Raw genomic sequence first — 24,169 nt, 5'->3', positions numbered from 1 at the left:
CATTAATCGTCCTGCGGGACAAGCCCCAGACCACGCAGATAGATACCGATCCCAGATTCCAGCAAGTCCTCGGGCGGGAAGGGGGAACTAGCGCCAGTGTTGCGCGCGAACAGTTCGACAACGCCGTGGCTCATGGCCCAGATATGGGCGCTGAACATCGACGCGGGTGGGCGTTTTTCGGGCGGAATGTGCTGCGATAGATCCGAGGCTGCTTTTTCCAGTACCGCTTTTGCCCGGTTCGCCGCCAGCGACAGTTCGGGCGTGCGGTTGATGGAAATGCCGCTTTCGAACATGGCGATGTAATGACCCGGGTGCTTGCGTGCAAAGGCCAGGTAGGCGCGGCCTGTCGCCTCGAACGCGGCCAGGGCCGAGGGCTGGCCTTTGTCATAAGCGTACTGCATCAGGTCCGCGAACATCTCATACCCCTGCCGGGCGGCCTCGGCGATCAGGTCTTCGCGCCCGTGGAAATGCCGATAGACCGCAGCCGGTGTGACCCCTGCGGTTTTGGCAGCCTCGGACAAGGTAAAGCCAGTTGGGCCTTTTTCCTCGATCAAAGACAGTGCAGCCTCGATCAGAGCCTGTTTCAGGTTCCCGTGGTGATACCCGCGTTTCGTCATCCCCGTTTCAGGTGCCTTTGCTGTTTAAGCTTTCGGAATACATGACATAATCCGCGTTGTGGCCTTCGTCCACTCTTGGTCATGCATCCCAGATTTCCGGCCCGCCGCAGATTTTGGGATCATTCAGCCCAATTGCGTCCTCGTCCTTTTCATCATAGTCCAACGCATGCAGCACAGTGCGAATGGCCGCCAGCCGCGCGCGTTTCTTGTCGTCGGACCGAACGATGGTCCACGGGCAATGCTCGGAATGGCTGCGGGTCAGGGTTTCCGAAATCGACTCGCTGTATTCGTCCCATTTGTTCAGGCCCGCTACGTCGATTGGGCTGAGTTTCCACTGTTTCAGCGGGTCCGTTTCACGAGATAGGAACCGGTTCAGTTGCTCGGCACGGCCGACATTCAGCCAGAACTTGAACAAGGTGATCCCGTCATTGACCAGCCCGGTTTCCAGCGGCAGAACCTGCCGAAAAAACCGTTCGCGCTCTTCTGCCGTACAGAAACCAAACACGTTTTCAACGACGCCGCGGTTATACCAGCTTCGGTCGAAGAACACGATCTCACCGGCTGATGGAAGATGCTGAATGTACCGCTGGAAGTACCACTGGCTGCGCTCTGTATCAGATGGTTTGCTGAGCGCGACGTTGCGCGCGCCGCGCGGGTTCAGGTTTTCGCGGAACCGCTTGATTGTGCCGCCTTTGCCAGCCGCATCCCGGCCCTCGAAAATGAGGGCTACACGTCTATCAGTCTCTTTTACCCAGGACTGCATTTTGACTAACTCAATCTGCAGTTTTTCCATTTCTTTTTCGTATTCCTTACGCTTCATGCGTTCGTCGTAAGGGTAGGTCGGGTTCAGAATGTCGTCCTTTTCAGACCTTTCAATGGCTGAACGCACCTCTTTCGGGGCATCCTTTTTGAAGTACTTTTCGATGGAACCTTTTTCGGAACGGGCCATGTGTTACCTCGCCATAAAAGCCATATCCTACTATGGATTAGCCGTGGGCTTAACGCAAACCCGCACGTTGTGCGGCGCGGTCGATGGCGGCGGCAACCTCGGGGGCGGCCACGACCTGCGGCATGTGCCCGATGCCCGGCAGCTCGATCAGTTCTGCCCCAGGGATTTCGTCGATCAAACGATGTGAATGCCATTCGAGGCCAACGGTGTCATCGGCGGTGCCGTGAACAATCTCGGTCGGGACGTCGATCTCGCCGTATCGGGGTCGCAGGGCGGTGACCTCATCCAACAGATTGGCGCGCTGCTTGGCGTTGGTGTGCATCGAATTGCGGCGCAGGGTCAGACCTGGGCCGAAGTGATCGGCATAGCCCGCAGGGGCCGTCTGGGGTGCGAACACGCCGTCCAGCGCTTTTTCGACGTACCAACTGGGTACAAAAGCGGTGATCAAAGGCAGAGTTACTGCGCTGCCGACCGAGGTGGATGCCAGTTGGTTGAAACCGTCCAGAGGCGTCTCCCACGGGATCGCGGCGGGCGCAATTAAAACCATTGCCGAAATGTTGTCGGGCCGTGTCACCGCCCAGGCGAGCGACACTGATCCACCATAGCTTTGGCCTGCGACGATGGGTTTTTCTGCACCAAGCAGGGCAGCGGCCTTTTGCAGGATTTCCGCCTGTTCTTCGATGGTTTCCCCGTCTGGGTTGAAACCGGCACTATAGCCTAATCCGGGGCGATCAAATACGATCACTCGGTAGTTTTCTGCCAGTATCGGGGCCAGCGCAAAGGTCATGTCGCGCGTGTTGCCACTGGACCCGTGAATCAGCACCACGTCCGGCCCTTCGCCCATCACAACGGCATGGACGGGCACACCATCGACGTCGACAATCTGGCCTTCGGGGGGGAAGGCGGCCTCGGCGCGCGCCTCGTTCCGGGCTGAGCGCCAGATTGCGACGGCCCATAGCATGACCATCAGGGTCAGAACTATGACGCCGACGCGTAACATGGGGTCAGGCCCTCAGATCGGTTTGATCGACACCGATCCGGCTGATGTCGTAGGGGGTGGTGCCGTAAATCTCACTGATCCAGTTGCCATAAAGCAGATGCGCGTGGCTGCGCCATCTGTTTTGCGGCGTTTGGGTCGGATCGTCGTCCGGATAGTAGTTCATCGGCACGTTGATCGGGGTGCCATTGGCAACGTCGCGGTCATACTCCTGTTTCAGAGTGTCGCTGTCGTACTCGAAATGGTTGAAAATATAGATAGCCCGATGCGCCCGATCTTCGACCAGGCACGGCCCCACATCATCACTGCCCAGCAAGGTCACCAAGCCGTTCGCGGCATCAATCTCGTTTTGCTTCATCTCAGTCCAGCGGCTGACCGGGATCACGCAGTCATCTGAAAATCCGCGCAAGAAAGGCGAGGCCGGGTTGAGGTTCGAATGACGGAAACAGCCGAAAGCCTTTGCGTCCAACATATGTTTCTGCACGCCGTGGAAATGATTGATCATCGCCATCCCGCCCCAGCAGACGCCAAAGGTCGAATGCACGTTTGTCTGTGTCCATTCGAAAACCTCGCGCATTTCGTCCCAATAGGTGACGTCGGTGAAATCCAGATGCTCAATCGGCGCGCCGGTGATGATCAGGCCATCAAACTTCTCGTTCTTGACCTCCTGAAATGGGCGGTAGAACTCGGCCATATGCTCAGCGGCGGTGTTCTTGGTGCGATGTTCGGTCATGCGGATCAAAGACAGGTCAATCTGCAGCGGAGTCGCCCCGATCAGGCGCGCGAACTGGTTCTCGGTCTGAATCTTCTTGGGCATCAGGTTCAACAACCCGATCCGCAGAGGGCGAATATCCTGATGCATCGCCTGATCCTCGGCCATGACCGAGACGCCCTCTTTGGTGAGGACATCAAAAGCAGGAAGGTCGGAGGGGATCTTAATCGGCATCAGATTCAAGCCTTTGGAGTTTCAGTGTAAAAGTGGAAACTAAGCGTCGTTCGCGCGGGTCTCAAGTGTGCGTTCGATCAACTCATCGAAATCAGCGGCATCACGGACCTTGTGCATGTCGTCCGCAGTGACCGTGACGCCCCAGTTCTCGGCCATCGCCTGATAACGCGGCTGGCGATGCGCCAGTGCTTGCGCATAGGTCCAGCGGATGAACGCGTCAGGGTCCACGTCCTCGGACCGGCAGTTGTGTTGGGTCAGGTAATCGTCCCAAACACGGGTCAGGAATTCTGCCTGATAGGACATCGGCTTGGGCGCCTTGTCGAAACGGCGGATCAGTTCGGCCGTGTGGTCCTCGTCCCCTTGAATCCAGATCATCAGGGTCTGGCGGGACAATTCGGATAGAACGTGATCCGTTGGGTTTGTCGGATCCACCCATTCGCAGATTGACCCGCCCGTGTCACAAATGAAATGTGGATATCTGTACAGGCGCTGCGCCCGGTCGATGAAATACTCGGTGTCCAAAAGCGCGTGAATTTCAGCCTGTCGGAATTGTTCCTGCCTGCGTTTGTATTCGGGCAGATCCAGGCCACCCAGCTCTGGGTTTCCGGGCTTGCCCAGATACGCGGCTACGGGGGTCAGGTTTTCGAAGGATATATTTGATCCAATAAAGATCGAATCCGAAAGCAGAAGCTGGCGCAGAAAAGGAATCTTCATCGCCTCGGCCTTGGCGTTATCCGCGATGTATTCGCCCATGTAACGGGTGCCTATGCGATAATCGATCGAGTAATGAAACCAGTCGCCGGAATCGCGCAGGACGTTGGACACATAAGTCTTTCCCAGACCCGACATGCCAAAAAACAGCACCTTTTTCCGCGCCGCGCCGCGCCAGTCGTTTGCCGAGCCGTAGATCATTGTCCGCTGTCCCTTTTTTCCGACCTAGCTAAAACGGGCGGCGGGCGGCGTCAATCGCGTGCGCCTGCAAGGTTGAGGATCAATAGCCCCAGCGCAAGGATGGCGAAACCCAGATAAGCCTGCGGCGGTAAGGCCTCATCCCGCAAAACCGCGCCCAGTACGATGGCGACCGGGGGGATGACCAGCGTGACCAGCAACAGATTGCCTGCACCGGCCATAGCCGGAACCCGATAGTACAGCAGGTAGGCTCCGGCCGTGGCAATCAAAGCGTAACAGCCAATCGCCGCCCATGTGATCAGGGGCAAGTCCATACTTGGCACGCCATCGACCAGCAGTGTAATGGGCAGGATCAGCAGGGTCGATCCGGTTAGAATCCCGGCTGTCTCAACTACGGGGTAGTTTAGTCAAAGTGGCTCGCGCCCAAGCGCCGGCCAGAGCGTAGGACATCGTGCCTGTATTGACCGCCAGTTTGGCCATACTCTGCGGGTCGAAACTGGCAAAGTTCCGTATCCCGATTGCAAATGTAACCCCAAGAAGTCCAAGCCCAACTCCGATAGCGCGTGCGGCTGAGGCGTTCATCCTTGAAAAACAACACCGCGACTATGACACCGAAAATGGCCGTCATTGCATTCAGGATCGAGGTCAGGCCAGTCTCGATGTAAAGCTGCCCCGAGGTCATCAGCGAAAACGGAATAGCGTTGTTCAGCAATCCCATGATCAGGAACGCCAGCCAAACGTGAGGGCTGTGTGGAATGGTCAGCCACCGGAAACAGACCTCAATCCAAAGCGCCAGCATTGCCCATAAAACCCGATGAAGCACTGAGGTCGTCACTGGGATCGTGTCCAGCGCGAACTGGATTGACAGGAACGATGCGCCCCAGATCAGGCCCAACACAAGAAACTCGCCCTATGCTTTCGGTGAAAGATTATTTTGTGCCGCCATGCCATTTTTTCGCACTGTCTGGGCACCCTTTCGACCCGAAACCTGTGCAAAGAAAAACCCCGCCGAAACAGCGGGGTTTTTTAGATTAGGCTTGAAATTAGTTCAGAGCGTATGTGATCTGAAAGCCAACGCTCCAAGCCGAGTTGCCCGAGAATTCACCGCCGGTTGTGGTGGTCGCGTCACCGATATCGGTATAGCGAACGCCGCCGGATATCTGTGCGTTTTCAAAGCTGTAGGTGCCACCAAGGCCCACACTCCAGAAGCCGTCGGTCGGGCCGAGGTTCGTAACCGGTGTGTCCGATGACGTTTCATATCCTGCTGTGATCGCGCCTGAGAACTCCTCGGAGAACTGGTATCCCAGACCCAGCGTGTAAGTGAACGTGTCGTCTGCATAATCGACCAGGTTTTGGTTTGCTGCGCCGACGTAAACATCCGGGGCTAGGACGGTCTGCGGCCAGTCAACCCAGCGGATCGAACCAAACAGCAAGGTCTTGGGTGCGACACCGGTTTGGAAATCCAGGTTCACCGACTGAGGCGTCTCAACCTCGGTTTCATCGTCCACCGTCACAAGCGCCGCCGGGATGGGGGGGACGCGGTTGATCGATTCCGTCGAGTCGAAATTGTGCGTGATTTTTGAGTTGTAGGTTAAAGCCACACGTGCCGCGATGTCGGGGCGCTCCCAAGCGACACCTACGACGTAACCAAAGTCAATCTCGGCGTCGGTTTCAAATTCGTAGCCGGCAACCACCGGGACTGCGACATTAGCCTTCGCGCGTTGGGCGCGGACACCGCCGATGGCGCTGAATCCCCCATCGATCTTATAGCGGAGCAGTGCCGTGATCGCGTCAACATCCGCCTTGGCACGCAGGACGTCGGAGCGACCACCAGCAGGTGCCGTAGGGTTTTGCGAAAGAGGGTAGTTTGTCGGGTACCGTACGTCTGCGCCAAAGGGTTCATCGTAGACGAGTGCGAAATCCAGACGATCGGTGAACGCACGTTTGTAGGCCAGATGCGGTGTGAAGAAGTCGTTGGCGATATTGCCGGAGTCGACGCCGAACTGCTCACCGCTAACGTCAGGGTTGGTGTAGCCGAGACGGAACTGTACGACGGACCCTTCCTCGAACAAGATGTTGACGCCTTGGCCGCTGCGATCAAGGCCACCTGCATAGGCTCCTGTCGCCCCGACACAGACTGCGCACGCCTGTAGTAGCGCTTTTTTCATTAGTTCCTCCCTTAAGGTCTCCTGTAGGTCAGGCACGGGTTATTGAGTGGTTGCGATCAACCTGACTTATGGTGCTCGATACTTTCTTAAGGCCTATTAATCCGTCAACTGGTGACGGTGCGTTATTACTGGTGATTGTGGCGTGAATCTGTTGCTAAACTGTTACGATTCTCGGCTTGGACGTTAATAAAGATGCCCGAAAAGATCACGGCGGCCCCCAGCAGGGTCCAGTGATCCAGTGGCTCGTGATACAGAATCATGCCGACCACCGCGATTGTCGGCAGGCGGGCAAAGTCGAATGGCACCACCACGGTTGCTGGGGCAATGGCCAGTGCGTTGGTGATGCAATAGTGCGCCAACAGGCCTGCCAGCCCCACCAGCAAAAGAAAAGGCGCCGTGGCGAGTGTGGGCAGCGAAACCTGGCCGTCTATCCCCGCCGCGATCAGGCCCAGAACAGCCTGCATGACGGTCAACCAGAACATGATGCAGCCGATACTGGCAATCCGCGTCAGGGTTTTGGTGGAGATGGTAGTTAACGCAAAGAAAACCGCCGACAGGGCGGCCGCCAGAACGCCCGCGCTCAGTGGTACGGCACCGGGGCGGGCAACAATCAGGATACCGGCAAAGCCGATCAGGGCCGACAACACCCGGACCGGTGTCAGCTTTTCTTTCAACAGCAGAGGGGACAGCAAGATAACCCAGATGGGTTGGGTAAACTCCAACGCAAAAACCTGCGCCAGAGGGATGACCGAGACTGCATAGAACCACAGGTTCTGGCCGGTGAAGTGCATTAGGTTCCGGATACCGTGCAAACCCAGCTTGAATGTCGAAATCTGGTGCCATTTGCCAGTGAACGACAAGACCAGCGCGACGACGCAGATGCCAACAAGGCTGCGGTAGAACATGATCTCAAAAGTATCATGCGTGACGCTCAACTCTCGCCCGGCAACAGCCATCGACGAGAACGAGGCTATTGCCCCGGTCATCCAAAGCGCGGCCTTGCCGATCTGCGGTTTACTGCTGTCCATTAATCTGCCTGAGGGAATTGCGGGTTTCCGGCTGAACTTAAACAAAAAAGCCGGGACAGTGCCCGGCGTTTTTTATTCCCACTCGATTGTTCCCGGAGGTTTCGAGGTGATGTCATAAGTGCATCGGTTGATGCCCTTTACCTCATTGATGATCCGCGTGGCGGTTTCGCCAAGGAATTCGTGGGTGAACGGGTAGTAGTCGGCAGTCATGCCATCGACCGAGGTTACCGCACGCATGGCGCAGGCATAGTCGTAGGTCCGCCCGTCTCCCATCACGCCTACGGTGCGGACCGGCAGGATGGCGACAAAGGCCTGCCAGATCTCGTCATATAGCCCGTGCTTACGAATCTGGTCGATGTAAACCGCGTCGGCCTCGCGTAGGATTTCCAGTTTCTCGCGGGTGATCTCGCCGGGGCAACGGATCGCCAAGCCCGGCCCGGGAAAGGGATGGCGACCGATGAAGCTCTGGGGCAGACCCAACTCACGACCCAGCGCGCGGACCTCATCCTTGAACAGTTCGCGCAGAGGCTCGACCAGTTTTAGGCCCATCTTTTCGGGCAGGCCGCCGACATTGTGGTGCGATTTGATGGTGACCGACGGACCGCCCGAGAACGATACCGATTCGATCACGTCAGGATACAGCGTACCTTGCGCGAGGAACTCGGCGCCTTCGATGGTATCAGCATGTTTCTGGAACACGTCGATGAACAGCTTGCCAATGATCTTGCGCTTGGTCTCGGGGTCGGACTGGCCGTCCAACTCGCCCAGAAACAGATCGCTTTCGTCCGCGTGAATCAGCTGAATGTTGTAGTTGTCGCGGAACATGCCGACGACTTCTTCGGCTTCGTTTTTGCGCAGCAGGCCGTGGTCGACGAACACACAGGTCAGCTGATCGCCAATCGCCTCGTGGATCAGGATTGCCGCGACCGAGCTGTCGACGCCGCCGGACAGGCCGCAGATAACCTTCTTATCGCCGACCTGTTCGCGGATTTTGCGGATCATTTCATCGCGATAGGCGCCCATGGTCCAGTCGCTGCTGAACCCGGCCAGTTTGACGAAATTCTCATACAGTTTCGCGCCCTTGGGGGTGTGATGCACTTCGGGGTGGAACTGAACGGCATAGAAGTGACGGTTGGCGTCGGCGGTGATCGCGAAGGGTGCGTTGGGAGAGGTTCCGAAGACTTCGAACCCCGGAGCGATTTCACTGACGTGGTCTCCATGGCTCATCCAGACTTGTTCGTCTCCACCGTCGAACCAGCCATCCAGAATATCCAGCTGGCCTTTCGGTGTGACAAAGGCGCGCCCGAACTCGGCGGTGCCGTGGCCGCTTTCGACCTTGCCGCCCAGCTGGTGCATCATCACTTGCTGGCCATAGCAGATGCCGAGGATCGGTACGCCATAGTCAAAAATCTCTTGTGGGGCGCGGGGGGAGCCCTCGCGCGTCACGCTGTCCGGCCCGCCCGAGAAGATCACGGCCTTTGGCGCCATATCGCGCACAAAGTCCATGGTGACATTCTGGTAGGGGTGGATTTCACAATAGACATTCAACTCGCGCAGGCGGCGTGCGATCAGCTGCGTCACCTGGCTGCCGAAGTCGATGATCAGAAGGCGGTCATGGGATGTCTGGCTCATGACTGGCTCTTAGGTCGCGCGGCGGTTATGTGCAAGCGTTATGAAGGCGTTTCCAGCCAGATACAGAGGGAGATCGGATCAATGACCGCCATTCGTTTCGTGAACGCGACACAGGATGACGCTGGGGCGATCACCGAGTGCATCGCAGCGGCCTATGCTGAAGCGCGCAAAACAATTGCTGATCTTCCGGATGTGACGGCCGGGATCGCAGAGGAAATCACGGAACATCGGGTGGTGATAGCTCTTACAGAGTCCGGGTTGGCCGGGGTGATCATTTTTGACCAGCTGGGCGACGAGATGAAGATTTTTAACTTGGCCGTTTCACCACAGGTGCAAGGACAGGGGATCGCCGGGAAGCTGCTGGCAACCGCCGAGGTTGAAGCGCGCGAGGCAGGATGTTCGCGCATGGTTTTGCGCACCCATCGGCTGATGGGGGGAACACGCGCGATTTATGCGCATCTGGGTTGGGTAGAAACGGAAATGAGCGGCAATTCCGTCGCGATGGAAAAAACACTCTGAGCCTGTGTCTAACCCATTGATTCCGACTTTTCACTGCCACGGTGAGAGGCGCGGCTGACATCTGCCCGGTAGCTCCAGATCGCGATGATTGACCAGCAAAGAATGTAAAATGCGCCCGTAAGGATAAGCGCCTCACCAGGAATTGGACCTACATCGGCCCGTTCGATGGCCTCCGCGAAACTCTCGGCCGGGGTCGGATGGACCGAGATTTTCACGCAGAATGCCAGGCTCTGGATCAGCAGAATCCAAAGATAGTTCCTGCGGATTCGGCGCCCGATCGCGATCATCTGGGTGACATGGTAGCGCGGGTGCAGATAGTCCTGCGCCAAGACTTTTTGCCAGTTCTCCTCCATATGAAGATCACCATCATAAAGCAGCGGTGCATAGAAATGGGTCTCCAGCCATCTGGCCCGTGCGCGCCATACGTTGAAGTATCGGTAGCGCCGCGCCTCAAGCATAAGGAACAAGATGATCAGAACGCCCACAAGCACCAGGGGCAGGGGTGAGGCCTCGGGCGAAGAAAATGAAATCGACAACGCAACACCCAGTGTGACAACCGCCCAGTTCGTCGTTGTGTCCAATCGGGTGCGCCAGATCGTGCTGCGATAAACCTCACCTCGGTACAGGTGCGCTACGGCGCCGATTTCCGCCGCATCAAGGTATTTTCTTTCAATTAAAGTGGAAGGTGCTTTTTGCGTTTCCGATTCCATGCTCCTATCATCAACATTAGGAAAAACGGGTCAAAGCAATTTCGAAGTGGCGATCATGTCGCTTTTACCCCTATTGCGCCGCAATCCACGTCTGGTGTGATCGGCGGTTCCGGTAACACGATTTGCAACGTGAACATGACTAACGGGATTATCTCATGGCAGAGGCAAACACCCGACGCAGAGCTAGAGGCGGTGGCGGAGCCGCCCGCCGGGCCGAGCGCACCGCGGTTCGAATCGAAACGGCGAAGTACATCGAACGGAATATTCCGAATTTCGAGGTTCTCAACGAAGAAGCGTTGGAGATTATCGAGGCAAATGCGGAAACCATTCTGGCCGAGGTTGGCGTCAACTTTGTTGACAACCCGGCTGCGTTGCAGCGTTGGAAAGACGCTGGCGCTGATGTTGATGGTGAGCGCGTACGCATCCCACGCGGGTTGGCGCGTGAACTGATCAAAACGGCACCCAGCGAGTTCACCCAGCACGCCCGCAACCCCGAGAAATCGGTCGTCATCGGGGGTCGCAATCTGGTTCTGGCACCGGTCTACGGTCCTCCCTTCGTGCGCGATATCCATGGCGGCCGTCGCTATGCGACCATGGACGATTTCAACAAGTTCGTGAAACTGGCCTATATGTCCAAGTGGCTGCACCATTCGGGCGGGACCGTGTGCGAACCGACAGACATTCCTGTGAACAAGCGTCACCTGGACATGCTGATGGCGCACATGACCCTTTCGGACAAGCCGTTCATGGGCTCGGTCACCGATCCAAGCCGCGCGCAGGATTCGGTCGAGATGTGCGAAATCCTGTTCGGCAAAGAGTTCGTGCAGGAAAACACCGTCATGACCTCGCTGACCAACATCAACTCGCCGATGACTTTCGACGACGTGATGATGGGCTCGCTTGAGGTGTATGCGAAGAACAATCAGGCCTGCATCATCTCTCCGTTCATTGTCGGCGGCGCGATGGCGCCGGTTTCGGTTGCAGGTACGCTGACGCAGGTTCTGGCCGAAGTTCTGGCCGGTGTGGCGTACAGCCAGATCGTGCGCCCCGGCGCACCTGCGATCTTTGGTGCCTTCGTGTCGTCGATCGACATGAACTCGGGTGCGCCGACTTTCGGTACTCCTGAGGCTTCGATGGTCACCTATGGCGCGGGTCAGCTGGCGCGACGTCTGAACCTGCCGTTCCGCTCTGCCGGATCTTTCTGTGGCTCGAAGCTGCCGGATGCGCAGGCGGCATATGAAACAGCAAACTCGCTGAACATGGGTCTGATGTCTGGTGTGAATTTCATGCTGCATTCGTGCGGCTGGCTGGAAGGCGGTCTGGTTGCCGACTTTGAGAAGTTCGTCATGGATGCCGATCAGTTGGGTGTTCTGCACGGTCTGGCCAAAGGCATTACCTATGACGAAAACGCGCAGGCGATGGAGGCGATCCGTGAAGTCGGTCCCGGTGGCCACTATCTGGGTTGCGCCCATACGCAGGCCAATTTCAAAGAGGCATTCTGGAAAAGCGAAGTGCTGGACTACAAGCCTTTCGAGACCTGGGAAGACGAAGGCGGGCGTGACACACGGACACTGGCCGCCGCGCGGGTCGAGCATCTGCTGGCCAACTACCAGCAGCCTCAACTCGACCCGGAAATCAACGCCGCGCTGAACGAATACGTGGCGGAAAAGAAAGCATCCATGCCGGATGCCTTCACCTGATCACTGATATTGCGAGGCGCGGCTGGCTTGATACAGCTGCGCTTCGCCCAGCAACGCAATCAGCAGGTCAAGATGGCGCACCAGCGAATAGGTCGCGTCTTCCTCTGACCGCTGCGCGTTGACCTCTCGTTCCATTTCCATCAGTCGAACCAGTGCTGCACCCGTTCCGGGCAGTGAGCCGTATCCCAGAATACGTTGCAGATGTCGTTCCCGATTATAGTTCTGCGCCCCGAATTTTGCGGCCCGTGCCAGCAGGCGGGGGCGGCGGAGGGTGGTAATCATAGTCATCAGGTCCTGCATCTCGGGAGTTCCTCGTTCAAGTGGAAGTTGCCCCTTTTGTCACACAACTTAAGCGGGTGTTGCCTTGATTAGGTTCGCTCCGAACTCTGACTTCATGAGTGTTTATGATTTTGAATCAAATCTGGTTCTTGTCCCTGCGGGTTAACGAACGAGTAACGAAAGCAACTCTAGTTAGAATTGGTTAACAAACTCATCGGGGGCGATTGAGAACAGATTGTTGTGTCGACGAGGGCAAGGAACTATGCAAAATAACATGGCTTTCACCATTCCGGCTTGGGTACCTGAAGGGGTGCAAAGATATCTTGCCCACACAGAGACCGGCCAGTCGATCCGCGATATCGCGCGATCCGCCGGGTGCCATGCTTCGACCATTCTCAGGCAAATAAGACGGATCGAAATGCGCCGGGACGACCCTTTGGTGGATGCTGCGCTGCAATCGCTGGCGGAAACACATTTCTCCGATCCCGGTGGCCGTAAGACTAGGGCCGTGCATGGGATTCTGCCTGTCGCTAAAGAAGAAACGGCCGCCGCAAAAGATGAGGAGTTCAATCGCGAGGCCCTACGGATTCTGCGCCGCTTGTGTGAAACGGGGTCGGTCTTGGCAGTGGCCGAGGAAATGGACAAGGCCGTTGTGGTTCGCGACACCGGCGACGCTGGGGCCACCAGAACGGCCGTGGTGGAATGCAGGATCGCACAGGCGCTTGCTCTTAATGATTGGATTTCTTGCGATAATCCGGCTCGGATTTCGCGGTATCGAATATCGTCAGCAGGCCGGACCGCACTGAGCCGTCTGGTCGCCGAGGTTGAGAACAAGGCGCGCGAGCGCAGTGAGTTTGGAATGGCCGAGGCGCAGGCACACTTCAAGGCTCAAATGGTGCAGGGGCAGGGCGCGGCTGGGAAACCCGACCGACCAAGGCGCATTCGCTACAGCGCTGCGGAAAGCCCCCTGATTGCGCTGGCGCGTAGGCGAGACCGGGATGGCAAGCCGTTCCTGGATGAATCGTTGGTTGCTGCAGGCGAACGTCTGCGTGAGGATTTTGAACTGGCGCAAATCGGTCCCCAGGTTGCGCAGAACTGGGACCACTTTCTGACTGCTGGTGGACGCGGCAGTTTCAAAAGTGAGACCCATGGTGGGCGTGGCTCGTCCGATGCGCGGGATCGCGTTGAGCACGCCTTGTCGGATCTCGGGCCGGGGTTAAGCGATGTGGCGTTGCGTTGTTGCTGCTACCTTGAAGGGTTGGAACTGGCCGAAAAACGTATGGGCTGGTCGGCGCGGTCGGGTAAGATCGTTCTGCGGATCGCGCTGCAACGACTCAAGCGGCATTACGAATGCCAGTCAGAGCGCAATCGTATGATCGGGTGATATGTTTTGATTGCACTCGCGACGCCAAGTGATAGTCACAGATTATGCATTTCACCCTCAGACAGTTGCAATACTTCAGCGCCGTTGCCGAACAGCGCAATTTCGGTCGGGCGGCGCAGACATGCCATGTGTCGCAACCCGCCTTGTCGGTGCAGATCAAGGCGCTGGAGGAGAGTTTGGGCGGCCCGCTTTTCGAACGTCAGGCCCGCGACATACTGCTGACGCCGCTGGGGCGCGATGTGCTGGATCATGCACGCAAGGTTCTGGGCGCCGCCGACAGGCTGGACCAATTCGCCAGGGACCGGTCCGGCGGGCACAGATCGCTGGCGATTGGCATCATTCCGACAATCGCGCCTTATTTGCTGCCTGGCGTTCTGGCAGGACTGCGCGCCTCAGACGTTTCGTTGCGCGTGCAGGTACGCGAAGCTAGAACCGAGCGTCTGCTGGCCATGCTGCGCGCCGGAGAAATCGACGCCGGTGTTGTAGCCCTGCCGGTTGGTGGAAATGAGCTGTTCGAACTACCCCTGTTTCAGGACCGGTTCCTTCTGGCCGGCAGCACAGCGCGCCTGCAGGGCATGGCAACGAACCCCGAGGCCCTTCGCCCACTGGATCTGAAAACCGCGCAATTGATGTTGCTGGACGATGGCCACTGCCTGACGGATCAGGCGCTTGACGTCTGCGGTCAGGACCGCAGTAGTGGTCTCATCAATATGGGCGCGTCGTCGCTGGCCACCTTGTCGCGACTGGTGGCCGAAGGCTTTGGCCTGACCCTGATGCCCGAGCTTGCGGCGCGGTCGGAATCCGAAGCTGTACCCGGGCTGAAGCTGATGCGTTTCAGTACGCCTCAACCGGCGCGCACGGTTGGTTTGGTGCGGCGTGCTTCAACTGGGGGAGAAGGCTGGTTCGACGGTCTTGCCGAGGTCATCCGACGGGTCGGCGAAGGCATCGTGACTGCCACCCGAGCCTAAAAACGAAAAGACCCGCCGATGGCGGGCCTTTTTTTGTTTTGGATCGCAAAAAGGCTTAGGCCAGAGCCGGTTCCTTGGCTTCGTCCAGGTGCTTTTTCAGGTTTTCCGGCGACGAAACGCCATAGGGGTCTTCGGGGCAGTTGTCCATCAAGCCGGGCTCTTCGAACCATGCCTCGACCACACCGTTGTTGACGATCGCGGCATAGCGCCACGAGCGCATACCAAAACCAAGGTTGTCCTTGTCGACCAGCATACCCATCTTGCGGGTGAACTCGCCCGAACCATCCGGGATGACCTTGACTTTATCCAGGCCCTGATCCTGCGCCCATTTGTTCATGACAAAGCTGTCATTTACGGACATGCAGTAAATCTCGTCGATTCCTTTTTCTTTGAATTCGGCATAACCGTTTTCAAAACCGGGCAACTGGTAGGTCGAACACGTGGGGGTGAACGCACCGGGCAGCGAGAACAGGATCACCCGTTTGCCGGCAAAGTAATCTGCGGTGGTCTTATCTTCCCAACGGAACGGGTTGGGGCCTTCGACGGACTCGTCACGGACGCGGGTGTGAAAGGTTACGTCAGGCAGTCTGGTACCGGATTTCATGCTTAAGTTCCTGTGATTCATGTGTGAACTGCCGATGATTTAAAACAGTTCTAATTTGGCTTCAACGCCATTATTGCCGCAAGTGCGAATTCTGATGGATGCCGCAAAATGCGCTGTTTTCAATGGGTGTTTGTCGAGATTTGTTAGGTTTTTCTGCAAATGCATAGTGCGCTGTTATGGCAGCTATGCACGGGTGGCGTAGCTAAGCGCTGCAGTTTATATTATGTCGAAGCAAAGTGACCCAAAGTCAGGAAAGCCGACCGTGCGTGATCTGAAGATCCCCGAACAACGTCATCCCGAAAAGGCGCATCGCCAAGACAATGCGCAGCCGAAAAAGCCGAAATGGATTCGGGTGAAGGCCCCGGGTGGGAAAGGGTATGCCGATACCCACAAGATCATGCGCGAGAACAACCTCGTGACCGTCTGCGAAGAAGCCGGGTGCCCGAATGTCGGTGAATGTTGGAGCCAGGGTCACGCCACCATGATGATCATGGGCGAGATCTGTACTCGTGGCTGTACCTTCTGCAACATTGCGACTGGTCGCCCAGACGATCTGGATGCATTCGAACCCGGGCGCGTCGCGCATGCGGTGCAGAAACTGGGGTTGAACCACGTGGTTATCACCTCGGTGGACCGGGATGACCTTGCGGACGGCGGGGCGGAGCATTTCGCGCAAACTATTCGCGCCGTGCGGCACCGTTCCCCCAAGACGACAATTGAAATTCTGACGCCGGATTTCCTGAAATGCGATCCTTCGGTGCTGGAAGTTGTGGTCGAGGCCAAGCCGGACGTGTTCAACCACAACCTTGAAACCGTCCCCGGCCTGTATCCCGAAGTGCGCCCCGGTGCGCGCTATTTCCACTCGCTGCGCCTGTTGCAACGGGTCAAGGAAATGGACCCGTCGATCTTTACCAAGTCCGGCATCATGGTCGGCCTCGGGGAAGACGAACAGCAGGTCAGGCAGGTCATGGACGACATGCGCGCCGCCGATATCGATTTCCTGACCATTGGCCAATATCTGCAACCGACACCAAAACACCACGGCGTTGATCGGTTTGTCACGCCCGAAGAGTTCGCGTCTTACGAGAAGGCGGCCTTTGGCAAGGGATTCCTGATGGTGTCCGCAACGCCTCTGACCCGGTCCTCCTATCACGCAGGCGACGACTTTGCCCGTTTGCGCGATGCCCGACAGAAAAAGCTGGAGCAAGGGTGACACCCGAAGCAATCGCCCGGCTGACCCGGCTGCGCCAAGAATTGCATCAATATCCTGAGGTTTCGGGGCAGGAGGAACAAACCGCTGCTCGGATCGCAGATGAGCTGCGCGCCCGTGGTGCCGATCAGGTACTGACGGGTATCGGCGGGCATGGTGTGGCGGGCGTCTTCGACGGCCGTCAGGCCGGGCCAACCGTCGCTATTCGGTGCGAGTTGGATGGACTGCCGATTCAGGAGATTTCTGACGCGGCCTATGCCTCGCGTATTCCGGGAAAAGGACATCTGTGCGGGCATGATGGCCACATGGCGATGGTTTTGGGTGTTGCCGAATATCTGGTGCACACCCGCCCGGAAACGGGCCGTGTGGTTCTGGTTTTCCAACCGGCCGAGGAAACCGGGCAAGGTGCCATCGCATTTCGGGCTGACCCAAAATTTGCGGGAATCGCGCCTGACTTTGTGTTTTCCCTGCACAACTTGCCGGGATTGGCGCAGGGTGAAGTTTTGCTGTGTGAAGGACCTGCCAATTGTGCCTCGCGCGGGATGAAGATTGTTCTGACCGGCAAGACGTCACACGCGGCAGCGCCACAGGATGGTATATCTCCGGCTGGGGCGCTGGCGTCCCTGATGCCGCAATTGGCGGGGTTGGGAAAGGGTGGTTCTTTGGACGCCGACTTTGCCCTGACGACGGTGACACATGCAAAACTGGGAGAGCCGACCTTCGGCGTTGCCCCTGGACAGGCCGAACTATGGGTGACCCTGCGCACCGTCGCGGACGCGCGGATGCAGGACCTGATGAACGCGGCTGAGGCATTGGCAGCGCGGGCTGCATTGGATCAGGGGCTGGATTTTGAGATCAGCTATGAGGATGTATTCAAAGCTTGCGTGAACGCGCCCGAGGCTGTCGATATCCTCAGCCGGTCTTGTTTCGAAACAGGCGTGCCCTGCGCGTTGACGTCCAGTCCGCAGAAATTCTCGGAAGATTTCGGGCAGTTCGGCAAGGGCGCCAAGTCCGCGATGTTCTGGCTTGGCTCAGGGGTGGATCACCCGCAATTGCACAACCCGGATTACGATTTCCCGGATGCCCTGATCCCGGTCGGAACCGGGATTTTCCTGGCAGCGATTCAGCAGGTGTTGGGCCCGCTTAGCCCTCGGTAAACCGTACCTTACCGATGAAAGGCAGGTTGCGATTGCGCTGCGCGTAGTCGATTCCATAGCCCACGACAAACTCGTCCGGAATTTCGAACCCGATCCAGTCAGACCGGAAATCAACCTCGCGGCGGCTGGGTTTGTCCAGCAGAGCGATGGATCTCAGCCGCGCGGGTTTACGGCTGAGCATCAGCTTGGTCACGTGGTTCAGCGTGTGGCCGGTATCGACTATATCCTCGACCACGAGAACGTCGCGCCCTTCAATTGCTCCGCGTAAGTCTTTGAGAATACGTACTTCACGGCTGCTCTCCATTGAATCTCCATAGGAGGACGCCTCAAGGAAATCCACTTCGATCGGCAGGTCCAGTTCACGTACGAGGTCAGCGATGAAGACGAAACTACCACGCAACAGGCCAACCACGACCAGCTTGTCGGTGTCGGCGAATTCGGTGCTGATTTCACGGCAAAGTTCCTCGATCCGGGCGGCAATGGCCTTGGCCGAGATCATCTCATCTATCACATATGCGCGGTCGCTCATCGCTGCCCCCTTGATCTTTGGCGCGCAACATACGAAATCACGCGCCATTGTCACCTGTTAATACCGGACGCCATGCCTACTCATTCGGAAACCCGCCTCCTGCCGTATTCGGCTCAGCAGATGTACGACCTGATTGCGGATGTGGCGAAATACCCCGAGTTTCTGCCCTGGTGTGCCGCCGCCCGTATCCGCCGGACTTATGCGGCAGGTGAGGCGCAGGTGATGGAGGCAGATCTGGTCATTTCCTTCAAGGTGTTCCGCGAACGTTTCGGTAGCCGGGTGACGCTGTTCCCGGATCAGATGAAGATCGACACGGAATATCTGGACGGCCCGTTCAAATACATGAAATCAGATTGGCAGTTCGAGGACTCGCCGGAGGGGGGCTGCAACGTGTCCTTTCACGTAGATTTCGAATTCAAGAACGCCATCTTGCAAGGCATTATAGGCGTGGTGTTCAACGAAGCCATGCACCGGATCGTACAGGCATTCGAAACCCGTGCTGCCGATTTGTACGGCTAGGCCTTTACCCGCAAACGGCGCACGCTAAACTGCGCCCATGAGCGGTTTTTCCACTTCTCTGGCTGCGTTTGCAGCTGGGCCTATCGAGACGACATTGCAGACGCGAGTCGTCACCTCTCTGTCCGTTCTGGATTGGATCGCCGTGGGACGCGCCGGGGTCGACGAGCCGGTATCAAAAGCCGTGCGTGATCTGGTGCTGAGCGAAGACGGCACGGCGCAGGCGCATCTGTTTGGCGGTGGCGCGGCTCCGATGCGCGGTGCGGCTTTGGTCAATGGCACCGTCTCGCACGCACTGGACTATGACGACACCCATTTCGCCCATATCGGGCACCCCTCGGTTGCTGTATTGCCCGCCGCTTTGGCGCTGAGTGAATGGGACGACCGTATTCTAGTTGATTTTCTCGAGGCTGCGCTTGTGGGGATGGAGGTTTCGATCCGCATGGGCCTCTGGCTGGGGCGCGACCACTATCAGGCGGGGTTTCACCAAACTGCGACGGCGGGAGCGTTTGGTGCAGCCGTTGCAGCGGGCCGCATTCTGGGCTTTGAGGCCGGGCGGATGCGCAAAGTGTTGGGTCTGACGGCGACTCGTGCGGCAGGGCTCAAGACCCAATTCGGCACGATGGGCAAACCGTATAACGCGGGTCTCGCGGCCTCGGCCGGAGTGGAAGCTGCCTTGCTGGTCGCAAGGGGCTTTGAACCCAACGCGGATGCGTTGGAGGGGCCGTACGGGTTTGGTGCGACACACAGTGGTGAAGGTGATGCGCCGACCGCTTTGGCTGGGCTGGGCGAGGAATGGTTGTTCGAAACCGTCAGCCACAAGTTCCACGCCTGCTGCCATGGCCTGCATGCGGCGCTTGAGGCCGCGCGTGATCTGGACATCGCAGAACCCGAGGTGGCCGAGATCAAGATCAAGACACACCCGCGTTGGATGAGCGTGTGCAATCAGATGTCTCCGATCACTGGTCTTGGGGCCAAGTTCTCGTATAGGACGGTGATCGCCATGCAGGCGCTTGGATATGACACTGCGATGCCAGGCAGTTACACAGACAAGGTTTGCGCAGATCCGCGCGTGATATCCCTGCGGGACCGGGTGTCAGTCGTAGCGGATGACTCCCTGTCGGAAACGCAGGCACACCTGACACTGTTGCGCCGTGACGGTGCCCGACTTGAGGCGACGCATGACCTGATGGCGCCGATGAGCTTGTCGAACCGCGAAGACCGCGTGCGCGGCAAGGCCAGCAAACTGATCGGCAGCGAAGAGTCGGACGCAATCTGGTCGATGTTGCGCACCGGCGGCCGCGCCCACGATCTGGCAAACAGGCTGGCGGGTTAAACCACGCGCCAGTGCAGCGGGAAGCCGGGGTCAAAGACGGTTACCGGACCATCTCCGGTTTGGATCTTGTCGGGATAAACCTCGGGCTCGCCCTTGGTCAGCGTGATGGTGTCCTCGTTCACTGGCAGACGGTAGAAGGCAGGTCCGTTCAGCGAAACGAAACCTTCCAGCTTGTCCATCGCATTTTCACGATCAAACATCTCAGCCACCAGAGACATGGTGTTTGTCGCCGTGAAGCACCCGGCACAGCCACACGCCATTTCCTTGTTGTCATCCGTGTGCGGTGCACTGTCGGTGCCCAGAAAATACCGCGCGTCGCCTGATGTAGCAGCGGCCAGCAGCGCCAACCGGTGCTCTTCGCGCTTGGCGACGGGCAGGCAGTAATAGTGCGGTTTGATGCCGCCAACCAGAATGTGGTTGCGGTTGATGATCAGATGGTGCGCAGTGATAGTCGCGCCCAGATCCGTGTCGTTGGCCTTCACGTAGTCCACGCCGTTGGAAGTGGTGATATGCTCCATCACCACGCGCAGACCCGGTGTCGCTTTGCGGATCGGGTCCAGAACGCGGTCGATAAACACGGCCTCGCGGTCGAAGATGTCGATATCGGGATCAGTGACCTCGCCGTGTACACACATGGGCAGACCGATCTCGGCCATCTTTTCCAACACCGAACGTACTTTGTCGAAATCCTGAACGCCCGAGGCCGAGTTGGTTGTCGCCCCCGCAGGGTACAGCTTGACCGCCTTGACCAGACCGCTGGCATGGGCCGCGGCTACATCATCGGCATCCGTATCCTCGGTCAGGTACAGCGTCATCAATGGCTCGAACGTCATGCCCTCGGGCAGCGCGGCCATGATGCGGTCGCGATAGGCGGCGGCCTGATCACCTCGTACCACGGGCGGAACAAGGTTGGGCATGATGATCGCACGGGCAAAGTGGCGCGCTGTTTCGGGCAGGACGGCCTGCAACATTGCGCCATCGCGCAAGTGCAGATGCCAGTCGTCGGGGCGGCGGATCGTGATGCTTTCGGTCATGGCGCCTCCGCTATCACACAGGCCGCCGCCGGAAAAGACCTTGTCAACGCTCCGGATCGCCGTAAGTCCCGGAAAGGCCATGGCCTTGACGTGCACGCGCTGCCGTGACCTGTTGTGCCGAGGGAGAATTGCAGATGACACAGCCAGACACCATTGATGCCGTTCGAAAATTGCTGGGCGCGCAGGGTTATGTCTGCGGGCGGGCACTGGCCACCGTAGTCTTTCTGTCGCTGAAACTTGGCCGCCCTCTGTTTTTGGAGGGTGAGGCGGGTGTCGGCAAAACCGAGATCGCCAAAGCGCTGGCCGCAGGGTTGAACCGCCGCCTGATCCGACTCCAATGCTACGAGGGCCTGGACGCATCCTCGGCTGTGTATGAATGGAACTTCCCGGCGCAGATGGTGGCAATCCGTACAGCCGAAGCGTCAGGTGGCGCGGATCGTGGCTCGCTGCAGTCCGAGCTGTTCTCGGACGAGTACCTAATTGAGCGCCCGTTGCTTCAGGCCATGCGCCCGGATGAAAACGGCGCGCCCGTGCTGTTGATCGACGAACTGGACCGTACCGACGAACCCTTCGAGGCATTCCTGCTGGAGGCGCTCAGCGACTTTCAGGTGACTATTCCCGAACTGGGCACCATTACAGCCCCGGAACCACCGATCGTCATCGTCACCTCGAACCGCACGCGCGAGGTGCACGACGCGCTGAAACGCCGTTGCCTCTATCATTGGGTCGACTACCCCGATTTCGATCGCGAGATCGAAATCCTCCACGCCCGCGCCCCCGAGGCAGCCGCGGAGCTTAGCCGCGAGGTTGTGGCCTTCGTTCAGCGCCTGCGCACAGAGGATCTGTTCAAGAAACCCGGCGTGGCCGAGACCATCGACTGGGCCAAATGTTTGCTTGCGCTGGACGTGATCAACCTCAGCCCCGAAGTGATCGGCGACACGCTGGGCGCGATCCTGAAATACCAGGACGACATACAGAAACTTCAGGGATCCGAAGCGAAGCGGATTTTGGATCAGGCAAAAGCGTCACTTGAGCCGATTTGATGGTCGAACAATTCCCCCTCGATATTCCCGACAACCCCAAGCTGGCGCATAATATCACTCATTTCGCGCGGGCCTTGCGCAAGGCTGGGTTGCCGATTGGAACGGGGCGGGTGGTTGATGCCATTCGGGCCGTGCAGACCGCCGGGTTCACGGAGAAGCGGGATTTCTACTGGACGCTCCACGCCTGTTTTGTCAGCCGCCCCGAACATCGGACGGTGTTTGCACAGGTCTTTCGCATGTACTGGCGCGACCCGCGCTACATGGAGCACATGATGTCCATGATGCTGCCCGCCATCCGTGGAGTGCAAGAGGAACGCATGGCCGATCCTGCCGAAAAACGCGCGGCCGAGGCGTTGCTGGACGGGGTCGAACGCGATCTGCCCGAGGCGGTCGAGCAGGAAGATGAGACCGAGCTTGAGATTGACGCCTCGCAAACCGCGTCCTCCGAGGAAAGATTGCGCAGTCTGGATTTTGAGCAGATGAGCACCGCCGAGATCGTACAGGCCAAACGTATGCTGGCGCGGTTGACGTTGCCGGTGAAACCCATCGACTCGCGGCGCGGGCAGGCCAGCCATCTGGGTCATCGCATCGACCGTGCTCGGACCCTGCGCGCTGCGATGCGTCAGGGCGGAGAGCTGCGCGATATCGCGCGCCTGAAGCCTAAATCGCGTTGGCCCAATCTCGTGGTGCTTTGCGATATCTCGGGGTCTATGAGCCAGTACAGCCGGATCATCCTGCATTTCCTGCATTCGGTTTCGAACGCCAAGGGCGCCGGTTGGGCAAAGGTTCATGCGTTCACCTTCGGCACACGCCTAACCAATATAACCCGTCACTTGCAGCAGCGCGACGTGGATGCCGCGCTGGCGGCTGCCGGGGCCGAAGCGCAAGATTGGGAGGGCGGCACCCGGATCGGAGAATGCCTTCACGCGTTCAACCGCGACTGGTCGCGCCGGGTCATGGGGCAGGGGGCGGTGGTGCTGCTGATCTCGGACGGGCTGGACCGGGGCGATCCCGACGCTTTGGGAAAAGAGATGGAGCGTTTGCACCTCTCGGCGCGCCGTCTGATCTGGCTCAACCCGTTGTTACGTTGGGATGGGTTCGCGCCCAAGGCGCAGGGCGTTGCTGCGATGCTGCCGCATGTCGACAGTTTCCGCGCGGGTCATTCAATTACGTCTTTGGAGGATCTTGCCGCTGTCATCTCACAACCCGACGACGTGGGAGAGAAAGCGCGGCTGATGACCGCGCTTTCGGGGTGATTAGCCACCCACCTGTTCTTCGTTGCACTTGCGCGCCATTTCCATGGCCTTGTAGGTGCCGGTCAGATCAACAGTGAAGGCAAATTCCTTTTCGGGGAACACGACCATAACCTTTTGCTTGGCGATATCCTCGGCGAATTGAGGGTCGTCGGACAGAACATAGCCGCCGGAATACCCTTTGGTAATGTTGCCCTTCATGCCGGTAGCTTCGCCCAGGTAGATGTTGTCCCCCAGGAGGATCGCCACGGCTTCTTTCTCGCCGCGTTTGATGTCTGTTTTGGCCTTGGTGAACACGCCCACATAGCCGACGCTGCGGTCCTCGGTCAGCCCCATCTGAACCACGTTTTCCGAGTCATCAACTGCTTCGATAAGACAGGACTTTTTGTCCTGATCGATAAAAACTTTCCATCCTTCGACCTCACCGTAGCGCAGGAAGGTATCCGCGCTGACTGCGGTCGATGCCAATAGTCCAATTGCCATTCCGAGTGTAAAAATGCGTTTCAACTCTCTGTCTCCCTTGTGAAAAATATATATGCGCATACCGGAATGCACCAGTTGCGCGTGTAGGCTAGAATCAGGGCCGATGACAATCAATCCTTTGCCTAAACTGTGGGAATTCGGGCTTCTTCGTGCCGAAGACCCGGTATTTGGGGCCGGTGGAGCGACCCTCGGCGCATG

26 protein-coding genes are annotated in these 24,169 nt (G+C 58.2%); 10 read left to right on the top strand and 16 right to left on the bottom strand.

The window, feature by feature from the left end:
- Positions 1–2: 2 nt before the first annotated feature.
- From ACR0IM_RS03580 to guaA, 10 genes are all read right to left on the bottom strand, one after another.
- Positions 3–617, bottom strand: coding sequence for a TetR/AcrR family transcriptional regulator (locus ACR0IM_RS03580; RefSeq protein ID WP_480590653.1), 615 nt, complete (start codon positions 615–617; stop codon positions 3–5).
- A gap of 79 nt (positions 618–696) precedes the next feature.
- Positions 697–1,566 (bottom strand): polyphosphate kinase 2, encoded by an 870-nt coding sequence (gene ppk2, locus ACR0IM_RS03575; RefSeq protein WP_480680845.1) that lies wholly within the window; start codon positions 1,564–1,566, stop codon positions 697–699.
- A 49-nt stretch (positions 1,567–1,615) separates the two neighbouring features.
- Positions 1,616–2,566 (bottom strand): alpha/beta fold hydrolase, encoded by a 951-nt coding sequence (locus tag ACR0IM_RS03570; protein ID WP_480680844.1) that lies wholly within the window; start codon positions 2,564–2,566, stop codon positions 1,616–1,618.
- Between the two features lie 4 nt (positions 2,567–2,570).
- A complete protein-coding gene (gene metA, locus ACR0IM_RS03565; protein WP_480680843.1) occupies positions 2,571–3,509 on the bottom strand; it encodes a homoserine O-acetyltransferase MetA in 939 nt (312 codons plus the stop codon).
- A gap of 39 nt (positions 3,510–3,548) precedes the next feature.
- Positions 3,549–4,421 (bottom strand): ATPase, encoded by an 873-nt coding sequence (locus tag ACR0IM_RS03560; RefSeq protein WP_480590661.1) that lies wholly within the window; start codon positions 4,419–4,421, stop codon positions 3,549–3,551.
- A gap of 50 nt (positions 4,422–4,471) precedes the next feature.
- Positions 4,472–4,756: an EamA family transporter gene (locus tag ACR0IM_RS03555; RefSeq protein ID WP_480681434.1), complete on the bottom strand. Its 285-nt coding sequence runs from the start codon at positions 4,754–4,756 to the stop codon at positions 4,472–4,474.
- 65 nt (positions 4,757–4,821) lie between these two features.
- The gene (locus ACR0IM_RS03550) at positions 4,822–5,316 is read right to left on the bottom strand and encodes a DMT family transporter (protein ID WP_480680842.1); all 495 of its coding nucleotides are present in this window, start codon (positions 5,314–5,316) and stop codon (positions 4,822–4,824) included.
- Between the two features lie 145 nt (positions 5,317–5,461).
- Positions 5,462–6,586, bottom strand: a complete 1,125-nt coding sequence (locus tag ACR0IM_RS03545) for an OmpP1/FadL family transporter (protein WP_480680841.1) — start codon at positions 6,584–6,586, stop codon at positions 5,462–5,464.
- Positions 6,587–6,711: 125 nt separating this feature from the next.
- Positions 6,712–7,614 carry a DMT family transporter gene (locus tag ACR0IM_RS03540; RefSeq protein ID WP_480680839.1) on the bottom strand — a complete coding sequence of 301 codons (903 nt, stop codon included), beginning with the start codon at positions 7,612–7,614 and terminating at the stop codon, positions 6,712–6,714.
- Between the two features lie 72 nt (positions 7,615–7,686).
- Positions 7,687–9,246: a glutamine-hydrolyzing GMP synthase gene (gene guaA, locus ACR0IM_RS03535; protein WP_480680838.1), complete on the bottom strand. Its 1,560-nt coding sequence runs from the start codon at positions 9,244–9,246 to the stop codon at positions 7,687–7,689.
- Between the two features lie 81 nt (positions 9,247–9,327).
- Here guaA and ACR0IM_RS03530 point away from each other — a divergent pair, with 81 nt between their 5' ends.
- Entirely contained in the window at positions 9,328–9,765 is a 438-nt protein-coding gene (locus ACR0IM_RS03530; RefSeq protein WP_480680837.1) for a GNAT family N-acetyltransferase, read from the top strand.
- 8 nt (positions 9,766–9,773) lie between these two features.
- Here ACR0IM_RS03530 and ACR0IM_RS03525 read toward each other — a convergent pair whose 3' ends face one another.
- Positions 9,774–10,475 carry a DUF2270 domain-containing protein gene (locus ACR0IM_RS03525; RefSeq protein WP_480680835.1) on the bottom strand — a complete coding sequence of 234 codons (702 nt, stop codon included), beginning with the start codon at positions 10,473–10,475 and terminating at the stop codon, positions 9,774–9,776.
- A gap of 155 nt (positions 10,476–10,630) precedes the next feature.
- On the opposite strand from ACR0IM_RS03525, the gene ACR0IM_RS03520 reads away from it, so the two are divergent.
- Complete coding sequence (locus ACR0IM_RS03520; RefSeq protein WP_480590675.1) at positions 10,631–12,175, top strand: trimethylamine methyltransferase family protein; 1,545 nt, start codon at positions 10,631–10,633, stop codon at positions 12,173–12,175.
- Here ACR0IM_RS03520 and ACR0IM_RS03515 read toward each other — a convergent pair whose 3' ends face one another.
- The gene (locus ACR0IM_RS03515) at positions 12,176–12,475 is read right to left on the bottom strand and encodes a DUF6477 family protein (protein ID WP_480590677.1); all 300 of its coding nucleotides are present in this window, start codon (positions 12,473–12,475) and stop codon (positions 12,176–12,178) included.
- Between the two features lie 241 nt (positions 12,476–12,716).
- Here ACR0IM_RS03515 and ACR0IM_RS03510 point away from each other — a divergent pair, with 241 nt between their 5' ends.
- Positions 12,717–13,838, top strand: coding sequence for a DUF6456 domain-containing protein (locus ACR0IM_RS03510; protein WP_480680834.1), 1,122 nt, complete (start codon positions 12,717–12,719; stop codon positions 13,836–13,838).
- Positions 13,839–13,882: 44 nt separating this feature from the next.
- Complete coding sequence (locus ACR0IM_RS03505) at positions 13,883–14,806, top strand: LysR substrate-binding domain-containing protein (RefSeq protein WP_480680833.1); 924 nt, start codon at positions 13,883–13,885, stop codon at positions 14,804–14,806.
- A 55-nt stretch (positions 14,807–14,861) separates the two neighbouring features.
- Here the strand turns inward: ACR0IM_RS03505 and ACR0IM_RS03500 are convergent, their stop codons facing one another.
- A complete protein-coding gene (locus ACR0IM_RS03500) occupies positions 14,862–15,410 on the bottom strand; it encodes a redoxin family protein (protein WP_480680832.1) in 549 nt (182 codons plus the stop codon).
- A gap of 262 nt (positions 15,411–15,672) precedes the next feature.
- On the opposite strand from ACR0IM_RS03500, the gene lipA reads away from it, so the two are divergent.
- Together lipA and ACR0IM_RS03490 are read left to right on the top strand one after the other, a co-directional pair.
- Complete coding sequence (gene lipA / locus ACR0IM_RS03495) at positions 15,673–16,623, top strand: lipoyl synthase (protein WP_480590685.1); 951 nt, start codon at positions 15,673–15,675, stop codon at positions 16,621–16,623.
- Positions 16,620–17,777, top strand: coding sequence for an amidohydrolase (locus ACR0IM_RS03490; RefSeq protein WP_480680830.1), 1,158 nt, complete (start codon positions 16,620–16,622; stop codon positions 17,775–17,777). Before lipA ends, ACR0IM_RS03490 begins: the two co-directional genes overlap by 4 nt.
- Here ACR0IM_RS03490 and hpt read toward each other — a convergent pair.
- Positions 17,764–18,306 (bottom strand): hypoxanthine phosphoribosyltransferase, encoded by a 543-nt coding sequence (gene hpt, locus ACR0IM_RS03485; protein WP_480590689.1) that lies wholly within the window; start codon positions 18,304–18,306, stop codon positions 17,764–17,766. The two genes, ACR0IM_RS03490 and hpt, sit on opposite strands and share 14 nt — an antisense overlap.
- A 72-nt stretch (positions 18,307–18,378) precedes the next feature.
- On the opposite strand from hpt, the gene ACR0IM_RS03480 reads away from it, so the two are divergent.
- Positions 18,379–18,825 (top strand): type II toxin-antitoxin system RatA family toxin, encoded by a 447-nt coding sequence (locus ACR0IM_RS03480; RefSeq protein ID WP_480640510.1) that lies wholly within the window; start codon positions 18,379–18,381, stop codon positions 18,823–18,825.
- A 37-nt stretch (positions 18,826–18,862) separates the two neighbouring features.
- Positions 18,863–20,158: an MmgE/PrpD family protein gene (locus tag ACR0IM_RS03475; protein WP_480680829.1), complete on the top strand. Its 1,296-nt coding sequence runs from the start codon at positions 18,863–18,865 to the stop codon at positions 20,156–20,158.
- Here the strand turns inward: ACR0IM_RS03475 and pyrC are convergent.
- The gene (pyrC, locus tag ACR0IM_RS03470) at positions 20,155–21,192 is read right to left on the bottom strand and encodes a dihydroorotase (protein ID WP_480590695.1); all 1,038 of its coding nucleotides are present in this window, start codon (positions 21,190–21,192) and stop codon (positions 20,155–20,157) included. The genes ACR0IM_RS03475 and pyrC overlap by 4 nt on opposite strands.
- Positions 21,193–21,326: 134 nt before the next feature.
- On the opposite strand from pyrC, the gene ACR0IM_RS03465 reads away from it, so the two are divergent.
- Both ACR0IM_RS03465 and ACR0IM_RS03460 read left to right on the top strand, forming a co-directional pair.
- A complete protein-coding gene (locus ACR0IM_RS03465; RefSeq protein ID WP_480680828.1) occupies positions 21,327–22,235 on the top strand; it encodes an AAA family ATPase in 909 nt (302 codons plus the stop codon).
- Positions 22,235–23,491, top strand: coding sequence for a vWA domain-containing protein (locus ACR0IM_RS03460; RefSeq protein WP_480680827.1), 1,257 nt, complete (start codon positions 22,235–22,237; stop codon positions 23,489–23,491). The genes ACR0IM_RS03465 and ACR0IM_RS03460 overlap by 1 nt, the downstream gene beginning before the upstream one ends.
- Here the strand turns inward: ACR0IM_RS03460 and ACR0IM_RS03455 are convergent, their stop codons facing one another.
- Positions 23,492–23,995, bottom strand: a complete 504-nt coding sequence (locus ACR0IM_RS03455) for a hypothetical protein (protein WP_480590701.1) — start codon at positions 23,993–23,995, stop codon at positions 23,492–23,494.
- Positions 23,996–24,169 lie beyond the last annotated feature (174 nt).

It is taken from the genome of Ruegeria sp. BF6, from assembly GCF_056538665.1.
The sequence above is the reverse complement of the archived record's forward strand: the minus strand, read 5'-3'. Positions and strand labels throughout refer to the sequence as shown.